The sequence below is a fragment of the Massilia sp. SYSU DXS3249 genome (assembly GCF_053668055.1).
Genome location: NZ_JBSIPX010000031.1, coordinates 1 through 21,091, shown reverse-complemented (window position 1 = coordinate 21,091; position 21,091 = coordinate 1). Strand labels below are relative to the sequence as shown.

Annotated in this window: 14 protein-coding genes; 8 read left to right on the top strand and 6 right to left on the bottom strand. The window is 65.6% G+C overall.

Going from position 1 to position 21,091, the window contains the following annotated elements; all coding sequences use genetic code 11:
• Window positions 1–280 precede the first annotated feature (280 nt).
• Window positions 281–577: a hypothetical protein gene (locus tag ACWCIA_RS22525; protein ID WP_454166719.1), complete on the top strand. Its 297-nt coding sequence runs from the start codon at window positions 281–283 to the stop codon at window positions 575–577.
• 11 nt (window positions 578–588) lie between these two features.
• On the opposite strand, the gene ACWCIA_RS22520 is transcribed toward ACWCIA_RS22525, so the two are convergent.
• Together ACWCIA_RS22520 and ACWCIA_RS22515 are read right to left on the bottom strand one after the other, a co-directional pair.
• On the bottom strand, window positions 589–2,019 hold the full coding sequence (locus ACWCIA_RS22520; protein ID WP_454166718.1) for a DHA2 family efflux MFS transporter permease subunit: 1,431 nt from the start codon (window positions 2,017–2,019) through the stop codon (window positions 589–591).
• Between the two features lie 125 nt (window positions 2,020–2,144).
• A complete protein-coding gene (locus ACWCIA_RS22515; protein WP_454166717.1) occupies window positions 2,145–2,708 on the bottom strand; it encodes an acyloxyacyl hydrolase in 564 nt (187 codons plus the stop codon).
• Between the two features lie 103 nt (window positions 2,709–2,811).
• On the opposite strand from ACWCIA_RS22515, the gene ACWCIA_RS22510 reads away from it, so the two are divergent.
• Entirely contained in the window at window positions 2,812–3,711 is a 900-nt protein-coding gene (locus ACWCIA_RS22510; protein ID WP_454166716.1) for an NAD(P)-dependent oxidoreductase, read from the top strand.
• Window positions 3,712–3,838: 127 nt separating this feature from the next.
• On the opposite strand, the gene ACWCIA_RS22505 is transcribed toward ACWCIA_RS22510, so the two are convergent.
• Window positions 3,839–5,032: a M20 aminoacylase family protein gene (locus ACWCIA_RS22505; RefSeq protein ID WP_454166715.1), complete on the bottom strand. Its 1,194-nt coding sequence runs from the start codon at window positions 5,030–5,032 to the stop codon at window positions 3,839–3,841.
• A gap of 148 nt (window positions 5,033–5,180) precedes the next feature.
• Here ACWCIA_RS22505 and ACWCIA_RS22500 point away from each other — a divergent pair, with 148 nt between their 5' ends.
• From ACWCIA_RS22500 to ACWCIA_RS22480, 5 genes are all read left to right on the top strand, one after another.
• Entirely contained in the window at window positions 5,181–7,289 is a 2,109-nt protein-coding gene (locus ACWCIA_RS22500; RefSeq protein ID WP_454166714.1) for a molybdopterin-containing oxidoreductase family protein, read from the top strand.
• Complete coding sequence (locus ACWCIA_RS22495; RefSeq protein WP_454166713.1) at window positions 7,270–8,400, top strand: aminopeptidase; 1,131 nt, start codon at window positions 7,270–7,272, stop codon at window positions 8,398–8,400. Before ACWCIA_RS22500 ends, ACWCIA_RS22495 begins: the two co-directional genes overlap by 20 nt.
• A 170-nt stretch (window positions 8,401–8,570) precedes the next feature.
• Window positions 8,571–10,280: a long-chain-fatty-acid--CoA ligase gene (locus ACWCIA_RS22490; protein ID WP_454166712.1), complete on the top strand. Its 1,710-nt coding sequence runs from the start codon at window positions 8,571–8,573 to the stop codon at window positions 10,278–10,280.
• A gap of 90 nt (window positions 10,281–10,370) precedes the next feature.
• Window positions 10,371–12,053, top strand: a complete 1,683-nt coding sequence (locus ACWCIA_RS22485; protein WP_454166711.1) for a long-chain-fatty-acid--CoA ligase — start codon at window positions 10,371–10,373, stop codon at window positions 12,051–12,053.
• A 181-nt stretch (window positions 12,054–12,234) separates the two neighbouring features.
• Window positions 12,235–12,603 carry a hypothetical protein gene (locus ACWCIA_RS22480; protein ID WP_454166710.1) on the top strand — a complete coding sequence of 123 codons (369 nt, stop codon included), beginning with the start codon at window positions 12,235–12,237 and terminating at the stop codon, window positions 12,601–12,603.
• A gap of 33 nt (window positions 12,604–12,636) precedes the next feature.
• Here ACWCIA_RS22480 and ACWCIA_RS22475 read toward each other — a convergent pair whose 3' ends face one another.
• From ACWCIA_RS22475 to ACWCIA_RS22465, 3 genes are all read right to left on the bottom strand, one after another.
• Window positions 12,637–16,830, bottom strand: coding sequence for an ATP-binding protein (locus ACWCIA_RS22475; RefSeq protein ID WP_454166709.1), 4,194 nt, complete (start codon window positions 16,828–16,830; stop codon window positions 12,637–12,639).
• Window positions 16,831–16,981: 151 nt separating this feature from the next.
• Window positions 16,982–18,550, bottom strand: coding sequence for an alkaline phosphatase D family protein (locus ACWCIA_RS22470; RefSeq protein WP_454166708.1), 1,569 nt, complete (start codon window positions 18,548–18,550; stop codon window positions 16,982–16,984).
• A gap of 1 nt (window position 18,551) precedes the next feature.
• Window positions 18,552–18,992: an acyl-CoA thioesterase gene (locus ACWCIA_RS22465; protein ID WP_379739296.1), complete on the bottom strand. Its 441-nt coding sequence runs from the start codon at window positions 18,990–18,992 to the stop codon at window positions 18,552–18,554.
• A 62-nt stretch (window positions 18,993–19,054) separates the two neighbouring features.
• Here ACWCIA_RS22465 and ACWCIA_RS22460 point away from each other — a divergent pair, with 62 nt between their 5' ends.
• Entirely contained in the window at window positions 19,055–20,902 is a 1,848-nt protein-coding gene (locus ACWCIA_RS22460; protein ID WP_454166707.1) for an ABCB family ABC transporter ATP-binding protein/permease, read from the top strand.
• Window positions 20,903–21,091 lie beyond the last annotated feature (189 nt).

Here is a 21,091-nt window from a genome sequence, read left to right as displayed (position 1 = left end):
CCCATCCCGAACAGGACCGTGAAACGACTTTGCGCCGATGATAGTGCTGCAACCAGTGTGAAAGTAGGTTATCGTCAGGCTAGTTATAAGCAAAACCCCGCAGAGTGATCTCTGCGGGGTTTTTTGCGTTTGGGCGGCCGATTTGTCTTGTGAACGATTTGGTATATACGCCGCCGGGTGATCAAGCGTAGCCGATACAGGTGACCGTCCTTGCGTTAGCTCATCTCATGCGGGCGTGCAGGGCGCATGCTCTCCCGGTTACCTTTCCGCGGAGATACATATGCTCGACATGTCCGATACCACGGGTTTATCCGACAAGCTGGCTGCTCCCCTCAATGCCATCGTTTGTCGCCATCGCGCTTCGCTCATGCCGCTGCTGGGTGGCAGCGAGACGGCAGCGCGGGCGGCCTTGTCGAACGATGAGGCGGTGAGGAAGGTGGCGGTGTTCTGCTATCCGCTGCTGCCGGGCATCGTGCGGCTCGCCGTCAAGGAACATGTCTTCGTCGGCTTCGTGATGAACAATCGCGAGAAGCTGCTGGGACGGTTGACGGGGGCGTCGGCGACGACGCCTTCCTGACAGACAAAGCGCTACTGCGCGACCGGCTCGGCCTGCGTGGCGTTCGCGCGACCGCGGCTGATGCTGTCGCCGTCGGATTTGCGCAGGCGCCAGAACACGGCGGCGGAGATCACCGTCATCAGGGCCAGGGCCCAGAAGCCGCGGTGCAGGGCGTCGGTAACGAGTACCTGGTTGGTCTGCGGTATGCGCCCCAAGAACCAGGCGGTGACGAGGGAGCCGGTCGCCAGGCCGAAACTCATCGACAGTTGCTGGAACGAGCTCGAGATCGTGCTCGCCATGCTCGAGTCCTTCGATTCGATGTCGGCGTAGGCCAGGGTATTCATGCTGGAAAACTGCAGCGAATTGAAGAAGCCCTGCATCAGGCTGATGCAGACGATCGCCGCTAGCGGCGTGTCGCGTCCGACCAGGCCGAACAGGCCGATCGTCACCCCGATGCACAGCGTGTTGACCACCAATACCTGGCGATAGCCGAAGCGCGCCAGCACCTTCGGCGCGATCAGTTTCATGCCCATCGCCGCCGCGGCCGACGGCATCATCAGCAAGCCCGACTGCCAGGCGGGCAGTCCCAACCCGAGCTGGTACAGCAGCGGCAGCAGGAAGGGCAGGCCGCCGATCCCAAGACGCGTCACGAAGCCGCCAATCACCGAAATCCGGAAGGTGCGCACTTTTAAAAGGGTCAACTGCAGCAGGGGGTGAACGCTGCGCGAGGCGTGCCAGGCGTAGGCCGCCAGCAGGCCGAGCGACACCGCCAGCATCAGGCTCATGGTGGCGCCGCTGAGCGTATGCTCGCCGAACACTTCCAGCAGCCAGGACAGGATCGCCGTTCCCGAACTGAACAGGATCAGGCCGATCACATCGAGGGGACGGCGCTCGTCGGCGCGGTAGTCGGGCATATGGCGCCAGACCAGGTACATCGCCACCAGGCCGAAAGGGATGTTGATGAAGAAGATCGCCCGCCACGAGGTCCAGTGCACGATCAGGCCGCCGACAGTCGGCCCCAGCAGGGGACCAATGAGCGCCGGAATGATGACGAAGTTCATCGCTCCCAGCAATTCCGATTTCGGGAAGGTGCGCACGATCGCCAGCCGGCCGACGGGCATCATCATGGCCCCGCCCAGACCCTGCAGCAGGCGCGCCGCCGTCATCATTTCCGCATTCGGAGCGAGGCCGCACAGCACGGACGCCAGCGTAAAAATGCCGATGGCGATCAGGAAGACGAGGCGGGTGCCGTAGCGGTCGGCCATCCAGCCGCTGACGGGGATGCCGACCGCGAGGCCGAGGATATAGCTGGTGACGACCGACTTCAGGCTCAGCGGCGTAACCCCGAGGCTGGCCGCAATGCTGGGGATGGCAGTGTTGACGACCGTGGCGTCGAGCTGCTCCATGAACAGGGCGGTGGCGACGAGCCACGGGAGGTAAGTCTTGACGCTGGAACTATTCAATCGGCCCTCATCCGGTCGGGCGCGCGCGGGTGCGTGCGCCCGATCGGATTGTCACATAATTCGGCAAATGCCGATTTCAAGCGGGCAGGGTGTCGAGAAGGATGGTCCCGGGCAACGCAGGCGGGTCAGAAGTTATAGCGGGCACTGGCGATCACGAAATTGACGCCGCTGTTGGGCCGCTTGATGCTGGCGTTCGAGTAGTGCTGGAAGCGCAAGCCAAGATCCCATTTGTTCTGCGTGACGTAGCCGATACCGACATGGTCGCCGAACTGGAAGGCGGTACTCAGCTTGTTGTCGTAGTTGTCGTAGAGCTCGGAGAGCAGGTTGGCGCCGATGCCGCCTTCGACATACCACCCGAGCTTGTCGTCGCGCTGGTAGCGCACGACTGGGGTAAAGCCGATGACGCCGATGTTCTGGCGTTGCCCGCGCACGCCGCGGTAGGCGCTGCCGCGCCAATAGGCGGCCGACACGTCCCAGTAGCCGGACAGGTGGCGCCCGTTCGAGGCCAGCCAGCGCCAGCTCGGGTCCCAGTTCTTCTGCAGGCCCACGCGCACCATGCGCACCTTGGCGCCGCTGCCGTAGTCGAACGAGGCCGAGTCGACCAAGCCGTTATCGGCCGCGAACGCCGGGCCCACGATCAGGACGCTTGCGCCAAGAAAAATCCCAAGTTGTTTTTGAAGTGAGAACATAATTGCTTTCGTTAGAAAGGCGCCAGTCCATGCTGGCACCATAGATTATTGTACTAGTACCAACGAAAACACGTAGTTCACTCAATTCGCATGAAGGAACCATATGAGTTTTCCAACTGTCGCGTTTCTCGGAATCGGCCTGATGGGCCGGCCGATGGCAAGCCGTCTCGCCGCCGGCGGCGCTCCGCTGCGCGCCTGGAACCGGACCACGTCGAAAGCGCAGGACCTGGCCGCGTGCGGCGCTTTGCCGTGCGCCTCGCCGGCCGATGCAGTGGCAGGCGCCGCGGTGGTGATCTCGATGCTCGAGGCTGGCCCGGCGGTAGCGGCCACCATCGAGGAGGCCTTGCCGGGCTTGACCCCGGGTGCGCTCTGGATCGACATGAGTTCGACGCGCCACGACGAGGCGCTCGCCTTCCACGCCCGCCTCGCGGCGCAGGGCATGCGCTTCCTCGATGCGCCGGTATCGGGCGGCGTGCCCGGCGCCGAGGCGGGGACGCTGGCGATCATGGCAGGCGGCAGCCTGGCCGACTTCGACGAGGCGCTGCCGCTGTTCGCCCTGCTGGGGAGCGCGCGGCTGGTCGGCCCAGCGGGGAGCGGGCAAGTCGCCAAGTTATGCAATCAGCTGATCGTCGGCGCGAGCATCCATATTGTGGCGGAAGCTTTATTGCTGGCCCAGGCGGCGGGGGCCGATCCGGAAGCGGTGCGCGATGCGATCCGCGGCGGGTTTGCGGGCAGCCGCGTGCTCGAGGTGCACGGACAGCGCATGTTGGAGAGGAATTTCGTGCCGGGTGGGCAGGTCAAGAGCCAGCTGAAGGATTTGCGCAATGTGCTGGCGGCAGCGGGGGAGGTGGGCCTGGCCTTGCCGATGGCGGCGGTGGCGGCGCGCAGTTACGAGTCGATCGAGGCGGAGTTGGGGAAGGCGGACCACGCGGCGGCTTTATTGGCGCTGGAGCGGATCAATCCGGGGCAGAGGTTGGGGACCGCATCGGACCGATTGCCATAGACCTTGTGGGTTCGCAAACGGTCGACCGCGTGGGCACAAGTGCCCACCCTACACAGGCGAACACGTAGCATGGGCACTTGTGCCCACGCGGACTCATCAGTGACATACCAAGCGACGAATACCGCCCTCACGCCGCCGGCAAGCTCGTCTCCACCAGCCGCACCCAGTAACTCGCCCCGATCGGCAGCAACTGGTCATTAAAATCATAACTGCCGTTATGCAGCTGGCACGGTCCCAGTCCGTGTCCGCCCGCGCGGTGATCGCCGTCGCCGTTGCCGATGAAGACATAGCAGCCCGGCTTGGCCTGGAGCATGAAGGCGAAATCCTCGGCGCCCATGGTCGGTTCGACCGCCGTGTTCACGTTCGCTGCACCGACAACGGCCTGCATGGCCTCGACCGCGAAGGCGGTCTGCTCGGGATGGTTGATCAGCGGCGGATAGTTGCGCTTGAAGCCGAAGTCGACGCCTGCGTTATACGCCGCCGCCACGCCGTTCGCCATCTCCTGCATGCGGCGCTCGATCAGGTCGAGCACCCCGGTCGAGAAGGTGCGGACGGTGCCGATCAGCACGGCTTCGTCGGGAATGACATTGGTCGCGCTGCCGGCGTGGATTTGCGTGATCGACAGCACGGCGGTCTCCAGCGGATTCTTTTCGCGCGAGATGATCGTCTGCCAGGCTTGCGCGATCTGTACCGCCACCATCACCGGGTCGATGCCGCGGTGCGGCTGGGCGGCGTGCGCGCCTTTCCCCTGCACGACGACGCGGAACTCGTTACTCGAGGCCATCATCGGCCCGGGAATCACGCCGAAGCTGCCCGCCGGCAGGCCCGGCCAGTTGTGCATGCCGTACACCGCATCCATCGGGAACTGCTCGAAGAGGCCATCCTCGATCATCTTGCGGGCGCCGGCGCCGCCTTCCTCGGCCGGCTGGAAAATCAGGTACACGGTGCCATCGAAGTTGCGGTGACGCGACAAATAGTGGGCTGCGCCCAACAGCATCGCGGTATGCCCGTCGTGGCCGCATGCATGCATCTTGCCGGGGTGGCGCGACGCATGGTCAAATGTGTTGAGCTCCTGCATCGGCAGCGCATCCATGTCGGCGCGCAGGCCGATCGCGCGGGTCGACGTGCCGTTCTTGATGATGCCGACCACGCCGGTTTTGCCGAGCCCGCGCACCACGGGAATGCCCCATTCGGCCAGGCGCGCGGCGACGACGTCGGAAGTGCGCTGTTCTTCGTAACTGAGTTCGGGGTGGGCGTGCAGGTCGCGGCGGATCTGCTCCAGCTCCGTCTGGAAAGCGAGGATAGGTTCAACGAGTCTCATCTTGTTCTCCCTGGCTGCATGGACAGCTATGCAAGTGTTTGAACTATTGTAGCCCGTCTCAACGAGCGAAATCCAGCACCGGCCACGAGCGTCGTCGGAATCAGCTAAAGTATTGGTTTCTCGACGTTTTTCCCAAGAATTGATCCCGATGTCCATCACCCAAGTCCGCGCCGCCTGCCCCCACGATTGCCCCGATACCTGTGCCTTGCTCGTCACCGTCGAAGACGGCGTCGCGACCGAGGTGCGCGGCGATCCGGAGCATCCGACCACGGCCGGCGTGCTGTGCACCAAAGTGTCGCGCTACGTCGAGCGCACCTATTCGCCGGACCGCGTGCTGTACCCGATGCGCCGCGTCGGCAAGAAGGGTGAAGGCAAATTCGAACGCATCAGCTGGGATACCGCACTCGACGAAATCGCCGCCCGCTTGAAGCCGATCGCGGCGCGCGATCCCGAGGCGATCCTGCCCTACAGCTATTGCGGCACCATGGGCCTGGTGCAGGGCGAGGCGATGTCGATGCGCTTCTTTAACAAGCTGGGCGCTTCCCTGCTGGACCGCACCATCTGCGCCACGGCCGGTTTTACGGGCTACAAGTACACAGTCGGCGCCTCGATCGGCACCGACATGGAGCAGTTCCAGGATGCGAAGCTGATCATCATCTGGGGCGGCAACCCGATCGCTTCGAACCTACACTTCTGGATGCGCGCCCAGGAAGCCAAGCGCCGCGGCGCCAAATTGATCGCCATCGATCCCTACCGCTCGCTGACGGCCGAGAAGTGCCACCAGCACATCGCACTGCTGCCCGGCACCGACGCCGCCTTCGCGCTGGGCCTGATGCATGTGCTGATCCAGGAAGACCTGCTCGACCACGACTACATTGCCCGCCACACGCTCGGCTTCGCAGAACTCAAGGAGCGCGCAGCCGAGTGGACGCCTGAGCGCACCGCCGACACCTGCGGCGTCACGGCTCAGGAAATCATCGACCTGGCACGTTTGTATGGCGGCATGGCGAAGCAGGGCGAGCCGGTTGCGATCCGCTGCAATTATGGCGTGCAGCGCGCGCGCGGCGGCGGCATGGCGGTGCGCAACATGAGCTGCCTGCCGGCGCTGGTCGGCGCCTGGCGCCACGCGGCCGGCGGCATCCAGCTGTCGACCTCGGGTTCCTTCCCGGCTAACCGCGCGGCGCTGCAGCGCCCCGACCTGCTGGGCGAGCGCAAGCCGCGCACGATCAACATGACCACCATCGGCGACGACCTGTTGAAGGACGCCTCTCCCGAGTTCGGCCCGAAGGTCGAAGCCGTCATCGTCTACAACGCCAACCCCCTGGCGATCGCGCCGGACTCCGCCAAGGTGAAGGCCGGCTTCGAGCGCGAAGACCTGTTCACGGTGGTGCTGGAACACTTCCGCACCGACAGCGCCGACTACGCCGACATCCTGCTGCCGGCCACGACCCAGCTCGAGCACGTGGATGCGCACCTGGCCTATGGCCACCTGTACATGATGGCGAATAACGCGGCCATTGCTCCGATGGGCGAGGCCAAGCCGAACACGGAGATCTTCCGCCTGCTGGCTGCGCGCATGGGTTTCGACGACCCCTGCTTCCAGGAGAGCGACGACGAGCTGGCCGCCCAGGCCTTCGACAAGTCCCACCCGCGTGCGATCCACTTCGACTGGGAATCCCTCAAGCGCAAGGGCTGGCAAAAGCTGAGCATGCCGGACGCCCCGTTCGCCGATGGCGGTTTCCCTACGCCGTCGGGCAAGTGCGAGTTCTATTCGAGCACGATGGCGGTCGACGGACTCGATCCGCTGCCGGCCTATATCGCGCCCTACGAATCGGTGAAGTCGAACCCGAAGTTGGCAGAGAGCTATCCGCTCGCAATGATTTCTCCGCCGGCACGGAACTTCCTCAACTCAACCTTTGTCAATGTACAGAGCCTACGTGCAACCGAGGGCGAGCCGCACCTCGACATCCACCCGAACGACGCCGCCCCGCGCGGCATCGCCCACGGTGACATGGCACGTATCTTCAACGACCGCGGCTCTTTTATTGCCAAGGCGCGCGTGACCGAGAAAGCGCGACCGGGCCTCGTGGTGGGCTTGTCGATCTGGTGGAAGAAACTCGCCAAGGACGGCAAGAACGCCAATGAAGTGACCAGCCAGCGCCTGACCGACATGGGTCGGGCGCCCACTTTCTACGACACCCTGGTGCAGGTCGAAAAGGCCGCGCCCCAACCCGGACATGAAGAACTTATCCGCTAAACTCCCCCGTTTTTTCCGGCGCGCGCTCAAGCTGAGCGCCGCCGCCGGCGCCGTCTCGTTACTTGCCAGTTGTTCTACTCTGAATTACTACAGCCAGGCCGCCCAGGGCCAGCTCGAACTCCTCGCCGACGCCCGCCCCATCGATGACTGGCTGGCCGACCCGGCCACCAACACCTCCCTCCGCCACCGCTTGGAAACGGCACGCCAGATCCGCCGCTTCGCCGTCCAGCAAATGGGCTTGCCCGATAACGGCAGCTACACCAACTACGCCAACGTCAAGCGCAAGTACGTGCTGTGGAACGTCGTCGCCACGCCCGAGCTGTCCCTGAAGCCCCTGCAATGGTGCTTCCCGGTGGCCGGTTGCGTGAACTACCGCGGCTACTACAGCAAGGCCGATGCCGATGCGTATGCGAAGCAGTTGCGCGCCCAGGGCCGTGACGTCGAGGTCGGGGGCGTGAGCGCCTACTCGACCCTCGGCTGGTTCCGCGACCCGCTGATCTCGACCTTCATCAACTACCCCGACGCCGAACTGGCGCGCCTGATTTTCCACGAGCTGGCGCACCAGGTGACCTATGTGCCGGGCGACTCGCGCTTCAACGAATCCTTCGCCAGCGCGGTGGAAGAGGCCGGCGTCGAACTCTGGCTCGAGCGCTTCGGCAACCCGGCGATGAGGCAGGCCTACGAGCGCTACTCGGTGCGGCGCAAGGATTTCCTGGGGCTGCTGCTGAAGTACCGGCGCGAGCTGGAGCGTACCTACGCGGCCATCGCCCCCGACGAGGACAAGCGCGTCGCCAAGGCGCGCCTGTTCCTCGCGCTGAAGGACGAGTACCAGGTGCTCAAGGCGAACTGGGGCGGCTATGCCGGCTACGACCGCTTCTTCGACGAGCCGCTCTCGAACGCCCACCTGGCCTCGATCGCCACCTACAACGACTACGTGCCGGCCTTCCGCGCGATGCTGCGCGGCGAGAAGAATTTCGGTTCGTTCTACCGCAAGGTGAACCAGCTTGCCAAGCTCGAGAAAGCCGAGCGCCAGCGCGCCATCAAGCTGATCGACGTCGCCGCGCCCCCGGGCACCTTCGTGGTGCAGCGCACCAGCGGAGGCCTGCGGTAGAGTGCCTGTTCCAATCGCCGCAAAACTGCTTGCTTCTACGCGCGCTGCCCGATAGCATCACATTCAGCAATAGCAAAGGCACAAGCATGCTGCACGCCCATACGGCGCCGAGCCGAATCGCCAGGCGCCGATGTGGGACATAACGATACTATTGGAGACAGGGGTAACTGATGGACAAGAATTGGTTGAAGTCGTATCCGCCCGGCGTACCCGCCGAGATCAATCCTGACCAGTACACGTCGCTCGTACACATGCTGGACGAGTCGTTCCAGAAGTACGCACAGAACAACGCGTTCGTGTGCATGGACAAGTTCCTCACCTATGCGGAACTCGATGCCTGCTCGAAGAAGCTGGCCGGCTGGCTGCAAAGCCGCGGCATGGCCAAGGGTGCGCGCGTGGCGGTGATGATGCCCAACGTCCTCCAGTATCCGATCGCGATCGCCGCGATCCTGCGCGCCGGCTACACCGTCGTCAACGTCAACCCGCTGTACACGCCGCGCGAACTCGAACACCAGCTGAAGGACTCCGGCAGCGAAGCGATCATCGTGCTGGAAAACTTCGCGCACACGCTCGAGCAGGTGCTGAAGAACACCCCGGTGCGCCATATCGTGGTCGCCAGCATGGGCGAGATGCTCGGCGGCGCCAAGGGCATGCTGGTCAACTTCGTCGTGCGCAACGTCAAGAAGATGGTGCCGGACTTCGCGCTGCCGAACATGGTGCGCTTCAAGGAAGCGCTGGCGCAGGGCGCGAAGATGCCGTTCACCCCGGCCACGCTGACGTCTTCCGACATCGCCTTCCTGCAGTACACGGGCGGCACCACGGGCGTCTCGAAGGGCGCCACGCTGACCCATCGCAACGTGATCGCCAACGTGCTGCAGACCGAAGCCTGGTCGCAGCCGGCGATGGTCGAGCCGCCGGTGGCCGCCTTCCCGACCATCGTCTGCGCGCTGCCGCTGTACCACATCTTCGCGCTGACGGCCTGCGCCATGTGGGGCATGCGGGTCGGTGCCCTGAACATCCTGATCCCGAACCCGCGCGACATCCCCGGCTTCATCAAGGAACTGGGCAAGTACCAGATCACGATGCTGCCGGCCGTGAACACGCTGTATAACGCGCTGGTCAATCACCCGGACTTCGCCAGGCTCGACCTGTCGAGCCTGAAGATCTCCAACGGCGGCGGCATGGCCGTGCAGAAGGCGGTCAGCGACAAGTGGAAGCTCGTCACCGGCCGCGCGATCATCGAAGGCTACGGCCTGTCGGAGACCTCGCCGGTCGCCACCTGCAACCGCGCCGACGAGAAGGAATTCACGGGCAGCATCGGCCTGCCGGTGCCCTCGACCGACATCGCCATCCTCGACGACGACGGCAAGCCGGTGCCGGTCGGCCAGCCCGGTGAAATCGCGATCCGCGGCCCGCAGGTGATGGCCGGCTACTGGAACCGCCCGGACGAAACGGCCAAGGTCATGACGCCCGACGGCTTCTTCAAGTCGGGCGACGTCGGCATCATGGACGAGCGCGGCTATGTAAAAATCGTCGACCGCAAGAAGGACATGATCCTGGTCTCGGGCTTCAACGTTTACCCGAACGAACTCGAAGGCGTCATCGCCGCCCATCCGGGCGTGCTCGAATGCGCCATCGTCGGCGTGCCGGACGAGAACTCGGGCGAGGCTGTGAAAGCCTTCGTGGTGCGCAAGGACCCGAACCTGTCGGAAAGCGCGCTGATGGACTACTGCAAGCAGCAGTTCACCGCGTATAAAAAGCCGAAGTACATCGAATTCCGCGACGAGCTGCCGAAGACCAACGTCGGCAAGATCCTGCGGCGTGCGCTGCGCGACGAACAGCAGCAAACGAAGGACAAGAAGGACAAAGAAGCAGCCTGACGCGTCTTCAGGGCGCAGGGTTGTACGGGCCGCCCGGCTATCCGGGCGGCTTTGCATTTTATTGAACAGATTTAAGAAGGCGAGGCATAGATGGACAAGTTTTGGCTCAAGTCGTACCAGGCTGGCGTACCGGCGGAGATCGACCCGACGCAGTACCGCTCCCTGACCCATTTGCTGGAAGAGTCCTTCCGCAAGTACGCGGGCCAACGCGCCTTTGCCTGCATGGACAAGGCCATCACCTACGGCGAGCTGGACCGCATGTCGCAGCAGATGGCCGCCTGGCTGCAAAGCCGCGGCCTGCAGCCGGGCGCGCGCGTGGCGATCATGCTGCCGAACGTGCTGCAATACCCGGTGGCGATGGCGGCGGCCCTGCGCGGCGGCTACACCATCGTCAACGTCAACCCGCTCTACACCCCGCGCGAACTGCAGCACCAGCTGGTCGACTCGGGCGCCGAGGCGCTGGTGGTGCTGGAAAACTTCGCGCACACGGTGCAGCAGGTAATCCGGAACACCCAGGTCAAGCACGTCATCGTCGGCTCCATGGGCGACCTGCTGGGCGGCGTGAAGGGAGCCATCGTCAACCTGGTCGTGCGCAAGGTCAAAAAAATGGTGCCGGCCTGGTCGCTGCCGGGCAGCACACCCTTCAAGAAGATGCTCGCTGATGGCGCCCGCACCACCTTCAAGCCGGTCAAACTCGGCCACGACGACATCGCCTTCCTGCAGTACACCGGCGGCACCACGGGCGTGTCGAAGGGCGCCGTGCTGCTGCACCGGAACGTGCTGGCCAACGTGCTGCAGAACGAAGCCTGGTTCGGCCCTTCGCTCGCGAACGCCCCGGCCGGCAAGCAGATCGAATTCATGTGCGCGCTGCCGCTGTACCACATCTATGCGCTGACCGTCTGCGCGCTGCTGGGCATGCGCATGGGCGCGATGAACGTCCTGATTCCGAACCCGCGCGACATGGACGGCTTCATCAAGGAACTGGGCAAGTACAAGATCAACGTCTTCCCGGCCGTGAACACCCTGTACAACGGCCTGGTGAACCAGCCCGGCTTCGCCAAGCTCGATCATTCCGGCTACCTGGTCTGCCCGGGCGGCGGCATGGCCGTGCAGCAGGCGGTGGCCGATAAATGGTTGAAAATTACCGGCACGCCTATCGTCGAGGGCTACGGCCTGTCCGAGACCTCGCCGGTCGTCACCGCCAACCGCTGCGACATCAGCGATTTCACGGGCACCATCGGCCTGCCGCTGCCGTCGACCGAAGTGCTGATCCTCGATGAGGCGAACCAGCCGGTGCCCTTCGGCCAGTCCGGAGAAATCGCCGTGCGCGGCCCGCAGGTGATGGCCGGCTACTGGCAGCGCGACGACGAGACGGCCAAGGTCATGACCCCGGACGGCTTCATGAAGACCGGCGACATCGGCATCATGGACGAGAAGGGTTACACCCGCATCGTCGACCGCAAGAAGGACATGATCCTGGTCTCGGGTTTTAACGTCTACCCGAACGAAGTCGAAAACGTGGTCGCTTCGCACCCGGGCGTGCTGGAAGTGGCCTGCGTCGGCGTGCCGGACAAGAATTCGGGCGAGGCCGTCAAACTCTACGTGGTCAAGAAGGACGCTTCGCTCACCGCCGAGGCGCTGCTCGACTTCTGCAAGAACGAGCTGACCGGCTACAAGCGCCCGCGCCACGTCGAGTTCCGCGAGACGCTGCCGAAGACCAACGTCGGCAAGATCCTGCGGCGCGAGCTGCGGGACAGTAAGGTGGAGTCCTGACTCCACGCGTTTGGCGCCGTCGAACAGCCGTACTCCGGCAAGCGGCGCCGATTGCATAGTCCTGTTGGCGCACATTCCAGGCCGGGCTCAACAGTGTGCCGGCCTCAACCCCTTTGGCATATCGTATTGACAACGGCCGCCAGGCCGCGACCAACAACAACTGTCGAAACGGGAGAAGGAAATGGAATCCATCAGGATGCTGCAGGTATCGACGTATTTGTTTGCCCTGACCGCGCTGGGCGGCATTGCGATGGGGCTGATCCGGTTCTCCTCCGGCAGGAATCCACCCTCGTGGCTCGCGATGATGCACGGCTTCCTCGCCGCCGCCGGCCTGACCCTGCTCGCCTACGCGGCGCTGGCGCTGGATGCGCCCGGTTACGCATTCCTGTCGCTGCTCCTGTTTGCAGCGGGCTCGGCGGGCGGGATCGTCCTGAATCTCGTCTACCACCTGAAGGGCGTCCCGCTGCCGAAATGGCTGGTGCTGGTCCACGCACTGATTACCGTGTTGGCGTTCGTGCTGCTCTACCTGGCCGCTTTTACGGACGCATAGCGGCCATCGCCCGCATCGCAGCGGGCGTGCCGGTCAGGACGACAGGCGCCGCTGCGCCGCCTGCCGCAGTACGGCGTCCACATGCTCCAGATTGGCCGGTTTCGTCAGGTGCGCATCGAAGCCCGCCGCCGACGATCGCTGGCGGTCCTCGGCGGCGCCCCAGCCGGTGAGGGCGACCAGGGTAGCGTGCGCCATGTTCCCGATCCGCCGCAGCGCGGGCGCCACGTCGAAACCGCTCTGGTCGGGCAGGCCGATGTCGAGGAACACCACATCGGGCTGCAGCTGCGCCGCGCGCGCCAGCGCGGCGGCGCCGTCGTGCGTGACCGTGACGCTGTGGCCGCCCATCTCCAGCAGGTCGCCCAGCGTCTGGGCGGCGTCGACGTTGTCGTCGACGATCAGGATGTTCAGGCGCGCCACGGCGCCAGGAGCGTCGGTTGCTGCCGGGGCCTGCGCCGCGTCGTCCGCCGGTGCCTGCAGGGCCTCGAGCGGCAGCAGCACCGTGAAGCGGCTGCCCTGTTGCAAGCCGGCGCTGTCGGCGCGCACGCGCCCTCCGTGGAGTTCGACCAGGCGCTTGACCAGGTTCAAACCGACGCCCAGGCCGCCTTGCGCCATGCCGGCGGCATCGTGCACCTGCGCGTACATGTCGAAGATCACGGGCAGCATGGCCGGTTCGATCCCGATGCCGTTGTCGCTCACGCTCAGCACCACTTCGCCGCCGTCGAGCCGCGCCTCCACTTCGATGTGACCGCCACGCGGCGTGTATTTGGCCGCGTTGTTGACGAGATTGCTCAGCACCTGGGCAATGCGGTGGCGGTCGAGGTGCAGCAGCACCGGCAGCTCCGGCAGCGCGAGCGACAGGCGATGGTTGCCGGCGTTAATCAGCGGCATGCTCATCTCGACCGCATCCTTCACCACCTCGTCCAGGCGCACGTGGACGCGCCGCAGCTCCACCTTGCCCTCCGACAGGCGCGCCATGTCGAGCAGGTCGTCGACCAGGTGCACCATGTGGTCGACCTGGCGCTTGAGCATGCCCTGGACGTTGCCCGATTGCGCCATCGACGGATTCACCCGCATCAGTTCGAGCCCGGTACGGATCGGCGCGAGCGGGTTGCGCAGCTCGTGCGCCAGCGTAAACAGGAATTCGCTTTGCCTGTGGTTCTTCTCTTCGAGCGCCTGCGCCATGCCTTGCAGCTCGTGTTCGGCCTTCTTGTGGCGGCTGATGTCGAAGGTGACGCCGTCGAAGCGCACCGGCTGCGCCTTGTCGTTCAGGTCGCACCAGCCGACGGCGCGCAGCCAGCGCATGTCGCCGTCGGCGCCGGTGCTGCGGCATTCCACATCGAGCGTGCTGCCATGCTGCACCGCATGCGCGATGCCCTGCGCTACGCGCGGCCGGTCGCGCGGATCGAGCGTGGCCAGCAGGGCGTCGATGGCGACGTGGCGTTGCCCGTCCAGGCCGAGGTGCCCGGCCAGCTGGGCGTTGATCATGAAGTTGTCGAAGGGCGCATCCGCGTACCAGACGCCGATGTCGCCGGCGCGCGCCACCTGTTCCAGGCGCTGCTGCAGCACCGTGCGCGCATGCACGTCGGTCACGGTGCCGACATAGCCTTCCAGCCGGCCATCCTCGCCCAGGCGCGGCGTGCCGGCGTCGATGAACCAGCGGTACACGCCGTCGTGGCGGCGCAGGCGATAGTCGAGCCGGAACGCACGCCTTTCTGCGCTGGCGGCGAGGAAGGTGTCGCGCGCGGCGTCCAGGTCGTCCGGGTGGACATTCTCGAGCCAGCCCATGCCCTGGTCCTGCTCCCAGCTGCGCCCGGTGTATTCGGACCAGCGCCGGCTCAGGTAGGTGCACAGGTTGTGTTCGTCGGTCGTCCACAGCATCACCGGGGCGACGTCGATCAGCGTGCGGAAATACGTTTCGCGCTCGGCCGAGGCCTGCAGCAGCGCGCGCCGCTCGCGGCCCAGCTGCACCTGGCGCTGCACGCGCGCCAGCAGCTCATTGGCGGCGAATGGCTTGACCAGGTAGTCGTCGGCGCCGGACTGCAGGCCTTCGACCTTCGCCTCCTCGCCGGCGCGCGCCGACAGCAGCATCACCGGCAGGTCGCGCAGGCGCTCGTCGGCGCGGATCCGGGCGATCAGGCCGAAGCCGTCGAGCCGGGGCATCATCACGTCGCTCAGCAGCAGGTCGGGCGGCTCGCGCAGCAGCGCTTCGTACGCGGCTTCGCCGTCGGCGCACACCCTCACCTCGGCGTGCGGCTCGAGCAGCGACCGCAAGTAGGCGCGCATGTCGTTGTTGTCGTCGGCGATCAGGATGCGCGGCAGCGGCGCGGCCGGCTGCAGCAGGGCGCCGTGCGTTTGCCGGCGCGCCGCCGCCGGCGCCGGTTCGTCGGGCAGCCAGCGCAGGGCTTCCTCGACGAAGGCGGCGCCCATGCGCGCGCCGGCGGCGCTGTCGCCGCTGTCGCCGGCATTGCGCGGCTCGACGATGCGCTCCGCGGGCAGGTGGGCGCTGCCGAACGGGAGGTCGACGTCGAAGCGGGTCCCTTCGCCCTCCACGCTGTGGACGGAGATCGCGCCGCCGTGCAGGCGCACCAGCTCCTGGATCAGTGCCAGGCCGATGCCGGTGCCTTCATAGGTGCGGCCGGGCGTGCCTTCGATGCGGTGGAAGCGCTCGAATACGCGCGGCAGTTCGTGTTCCGGGATGCCGCTGCCGGTATCGCGCACGGACAGCCGCACCATGCCCTCGTGGCGGGCCAGGGACAGGGCGACGCCGCCGTGCAGCGTGAACTTGAACGCGTTCGACAGCAGGTTGAAGACGATCTTTTCCCACATGTCGCGGTCGACCCAGACCGGCTCGCCGGGATCCTGCAGGTCGACCTCGTAGCGCAGGCCGCCCTTCATCATGGCCGATTCGAACACGCTGGCCAGGTCGGCCGTCAGCTGCGCCAGGTCGGTCGCGACATAGGTCGCCTGCACCCGGCCCGCTTCGATGCGCGAGAAGTCCAGCAGGGAGTTGACCAGCTTGAGCAGGCGCAGGGCATTGCGGTGGGTGACGTCGATGCGTTTTTTCTGGCCCTCTCCCAGCGGTTCGGCGGAGTCGGTCAGCGCATCCTCGAGCGGTCCCAGGATCAGCGTGAGGGGCGTGCGGAACTCGTGCGAGACGTTCGAAAAGAACACCGTCTTGGCGCGGTCGATCTGCGCCAGTTCCTCGGCGCGCCGCTGCTCCTTTTCATAGGCGACCACGTTGCCGACGGCGGTATTGACGGCTGCGCCGAGCTGGTCGTAGAAGCTGAAGTAATCGGCGTCCAGCGCGCGCGCGGCGCTGACGCCGGCCACCGCAAAGCCGAACAGCCCTGCCTGGCCAGGCAGGGCGATCGGCAGCACCATGGCCGAATCGGGCGCCGCCGCATACGGCCCGCAAGGGGCTGCGCCGAAGCGCGCCGCCAGGCCGTCGATGCGTTGCGGCGCACCCGCCTGCGCCGTGCGCGCGAAGGGCCAGCAGGCGTCGTCCAGGGCTGCCTCGGGTGGCGCCAGCATGGGGTGGGCATCGCATCCGGCGCTGCAGCGCAGTACCAGCCTGCCGTCGTCGGCGATCTGGTAGAGCAACAGGAAGGGCAGGTCGAGCGCCAGGTTCGCATGCTGGGCTGCGATGCCGCGTGCGATCTCGTCGAGCGTGCGGGCGTCGGCGATGTCCACGCTCAGTTCGCGCAGGCCGCGGGTGCGGCGCGCGTTGAGCACCGTCGGCGTCGACTCCGTAATCGGGTGGAAGATGCCGCCGACTTCGCCCGACTCGTCGCGGATCGGCGAGAACGAGAAGGTCATGAAGGCTTCTTCCAGATAGCCCAGGCGGTCGAGGAACATGCGCTGGTCGCGGATATACGCCCCCTCTCCCTTGTGGGCGCGGTCGAAGGCGTCGCCGACGACGGGCAGCGCACTGGCCCAGATTTCCTTGAACGGCGCCCCCATCGCCTGCGGATGCAGGTCGCCGCAGATCGGGCGATAGGCATCGTTGTAGATCTGGATGTCGTCCGGACCCCACGCCACCAGGATGGGGAAGGTCGACGACAGGCACAGGCTGACCGAGGTGCGCAGGCTCTGCGGCCAGCCCTGCGGCGGCCCGAGCGGCGTCTTCGACCAGTCCATCGAGCGGATCAGCGCCCCCATCTCGCCTCCGCCTGCAAGCCAGCCGAGGTCGTCGGTCACTGTGGAAAGGACGGGCTGTGGTGAAGGCATGGCGGGCAGGCTTTATGGCGGGAATTGACGAAATTGACACTGCATTTTAAGCCAACCCGGGACGGATACACAGCAATTGCCGAAACATTCCTGTACGGAAACGCCACGTGACCTGGTGTGCCCCGCGCAGCCCTGCGGAGGCTGTGGCGGATCAGCGGCGGCGCAGGGCTGGGGAGCCGTCGGCCACCCCGAACGCGGCGGCTTCCGACTGGCCGGAGCGCACATTGCGCACGTCGTCGAGCGCCATGAAGCGGGTCCGGGTTGCGTCCGGCGTCACCTCGATCAGCATGTAACCACGCCGGTCGCTTCTCCCGTACAGCATGTGCGGATTGCGCTCGACGTTTTCCTGCGTACGGGACTGCGGCCGCGAACTCGAGGTGACCGAGGTGCCGCACAATTCCGCCGCGACTACCGGATTCGCCTTCGACACCGGCCGTCCGAAATCGCGCCGCAATTCGCTCGCATAAAAGGTATGCACGTCGCCCGCCAGTACCAGCGGATTCTTCGCGCCGCTCTTCACCAGCGTATCCAGTAAACGCCGGCGCGCGACCGGATAGCCATCCCAGCCATCGGTCCAGAAGCGCCCGTCCTCGGGCACGCGCACCGGTACGCCGCTCGACTGCGCCATCGGCGTCTGCTGGGCCAGGATGTTCCAGCGTGCGCGCGAGGTCGACAGCCCCTGCGCCAGCCAGGCTTCCTGTTCGCGCCCCAGCATCGTGCGGTTCGGGTCGCGCAGCGCATCGCAGGCGCGCGCCAGCACCACGTTCGAGCCGCCGCGGCCCGGTTTCGAGCAGGGTAAAGGAGAGCGGTACTGGCGGTTGTCGAGCATGTGGAAGCGCGCGAGTCGCCCCCAGTCATAGCGCTGGAACATGCGGATGGAGCCGAAGCGGCCACCCTGCGGCGGCGGCAGGCGCAGCGGCATGTGCTCATAAAAGGCCTGGTAGGCGGCGGCGCGGCGGGCGGCGAAGTCTGTCGATAAACGCTCGTCGATGTCGCCGGCGTAGTCGTTGGCCACTTCGTGGTCGTCCCAGGTCACGATCCAGGGCGCGGCGTGATGCGCGCTTTGCAGGTCCGGGTCGCTCTTGTATTGCGCGTAGCGGGCGCGGTACTGGGCCAGCGTGAAGGACTCGTTGCTGCGGATCGCGCGCGCCGGATGGCGCAGCTGGTAGGGACCCCATTCGTAGATGTAGTCGCCGAGGAAGGCAACCAGGTCCGGTGCTGCGGCGGCGATGTGGCGGTGCGCCGCGTAGTGACCGAATTCCCAGTGCTGGCAGGAGGCGACCGCCAGCTTCATCATCGAGGGCAGGGCTTCGGGCGCAGGCGCCGTACGGGTGCGCCCGACCGGGCTGACGGCACTGCCCAGCATGAAGCGGTACCAGTAGAAGCGGTCCGGCCGCAGTCCGGTGGCGTCGACGTGCACGCTGTGCGCGAGCGCAGGCGAGGCGACCGCGCTGCCCTGGGCGACGACCCTGCGAAAGGCTTCATCCTCCGCCACTTCCCAGCGCACCGTCAGCGCCAGCGGCGAGACCGACGCCGCGTCGAGCGGATCGGGCAAAATGCGCGTCCACAGGATGACGGCGTGGGGCAGGGGCGAACCGGAAGCGACGCCCAGCGAAAACGGATAGCGGGAACCTGCCGCGCCGGCGCCGCCGGTCAAGCCCGCGCTGCCGAGGGCAAGCAGGCGCGCCGCGTCGAGGAGGAAGGTCCGGCGCGCCTCCAACTTACTGGTGCGAGATCAGCGACTCGAGCGGCGGCAGCTGGCGCGGCTTGCGGTCCTCGCCGGTGGCGACATAGGTCAGCGTCGCCTCGGTCACCTTGACGACGTTCGTCTGCAGGCGGTTGCGTTCCGCGTACACCTCGACATATACGGTGATCGAGGTATTGCCGACCTTGACGATGTCGGCGTAGAAGGAGAGCAGGTCGCCGACAAACACCGGGTTCTTGAACAGGAAGGAGTTCACGGCGATGGTGGCCACGCGGCCGTTCGCGCGGCGGGTAGCCGGCAGCGAGCCGGCGATGTCGACCTGGGCCATGATCCAGCCGCCGAACACGTCTCCGTACACGTTGGCGTCATGGGGCGCCGGCATCACGCGCAGCTGCGGCATCTTTCCTTCCGGCAGGCGGTTCGTGTGGACAGGGGTGGTGTTTTCGGGGGTGGTCATCTTGAATTCTCGTGAAAAGCTACAATCGTCCCGAATTGAACCATAAATCCCGGACCCCTGCCATGCGACGCCATCCCGCTTCATCCCCCCCGCCACCCGATGCAACCGGCAGGCAGCGCACCGACTGGGCCACGCTCAAGACGCTGTTCCCCTACCTGTGGGTCTATAAATGGCGCGTGATCGCCGCGCTCGGCGCCCTGATCGGCGCCAAGATGGCCAACGTGGGTGTGCCGCTCGTGCTCAAGCAGCTGATCGACCAGCTGGCGATCGACCCGGCCCATCCGCAGGCCTTGCTGGTGCTGCCGATCGGCGCGCTGATCGCCTACGGCCTGCTGCGCCTGTCGACCACGGTGTTCACCGAGCTGCGCGAATTCCTGTTCGCGCGCGTCACGCAGCGGGCCGTGCGCACGATTGCCCTGAAGGTGTTCCGCCACCTGCACGCGCTGTCGCTGCGTTTTCATTTGAACCGCCAGACCGGCGGCATGACGCGCGATATCGAACGCGGCACGCGCGGCGTGAATTCGCTGATCTCGTACTCGCTCTTCAACGTGCTGCCGACCCTGGTCGAAATCACCCTGGTGCTGGGCTACCTCGTGGTCAAGTACGACAAGTGGTTCTCGATCATCACCGCGGTGGCGCTGGTTACTTACATCGTCTTCACCGTGATGGTCACCGAATGGAGAACGCACTTCCGGCGCACGATGAACGACCTCGACTCGAAGGCCAACACCAAGGCCATCGACTCGCTGATCAACTACGAAACGGTGAAATACTTCGGCAACGAGGACTACGAAGCGAAGCGCTACGACCAGGGCCTGCAGAGCTACGAGAACGCGGCCGTGCGCTCGCAGACCTCGCTGTCGGTGCTGAACACGGGCCAGTCGCTGATCATCGCCACGGCCGTCACGCTCATCCTCTGGCGCGCGACCGAGGGTGTGATTGCCGGCACCATGACGCTGGGCGACCTGGTGCTGGTGAACGCCTTCATGATCCAGCTGTACATCCCGCTGAACTTCCTGGGCGTGATCTACCGCGAGATCAAGCAGGCGCTGGCCGACATGGAGAGGTTGTTCGGCCTGCTCGACCAGAACCGCGAAGTGGCCGATACGCCCGGCGCCCAGCCGCTGGTGGCGAAAGGCGCGCGTGTGGAATTCTCGCACGTGGAGTTCAGCTACGAGACCAAGCGCCAGATCCTGTTCGATGTCGACTTCGCCATCCCGGCCGGGACCACGACCGCCGTGGTCGGCCACAGCGGCTCGGGCAAGTCGACCCTGTCGCGCCTGCTGTTCCGCTTCTACGACGTGAACAAGGGCTCCATCAGCATCGACGGCCAGGACATCCGCAGCGTCACCCAGCAGTCGCTGCGGGCGGCAATCGGCATCGTGCCGCAGGATACGGTGCTGTTCAACGACACCATCGAATACAACATCGCCTATGGACGGCCGGGCGCGAGCCACGCCGACATCGTCGCGGCGGCGCGCGCGGCCTCGATCCACGATTTCATCGAGAGCCTGCCGGACGGGTACAAGACGATGGTCGGCGAGCGCGGATTAAAACTGTCGGGCGGCGAGAAGCAGCGGGTGGCCATCGCGCGTACCCTGCTGAAAAACCCGGCGATCCTGATCTTCGACGAGGCGACCTCGGCGCTGGATTCGAAGTCGGAGCAGGCGATCCAGGCGCAGCTGAAGGAGATCGCGAAGAACCGCACGACCCTGGTGATTGCACACCGCCTGTCGACGATCGCGGACGCCCAGCAGATCATCGTGCTCGACCACGGGAAGATCGTCGAACGCGGCACCCACCAGAGCCTGCTGGCGGCGCGCGGTTTGTATGCGCAGATGTGGGAGCGGCAGCTGGCGCGGCCGGATGAGGATGTGGCATCGGTGCCGCTGGAGTTGCAGGGGGAGTGAGTTAGGGGAGTGGCGCTGTTGCGTGGGATGTTTGTGGTTGGCACGGTCCGCGTGGGCACAAGTGCCAGTTCTTTAAAGGTGTCTCTGTAGAGCAACTACAGCTGAGCGGCACTATCGTCCCTGGACGACATCCAAGTGGTACAGGAGGAATGTGCCATGGTGATGAATGCATTGATAGCGCATTGCGCG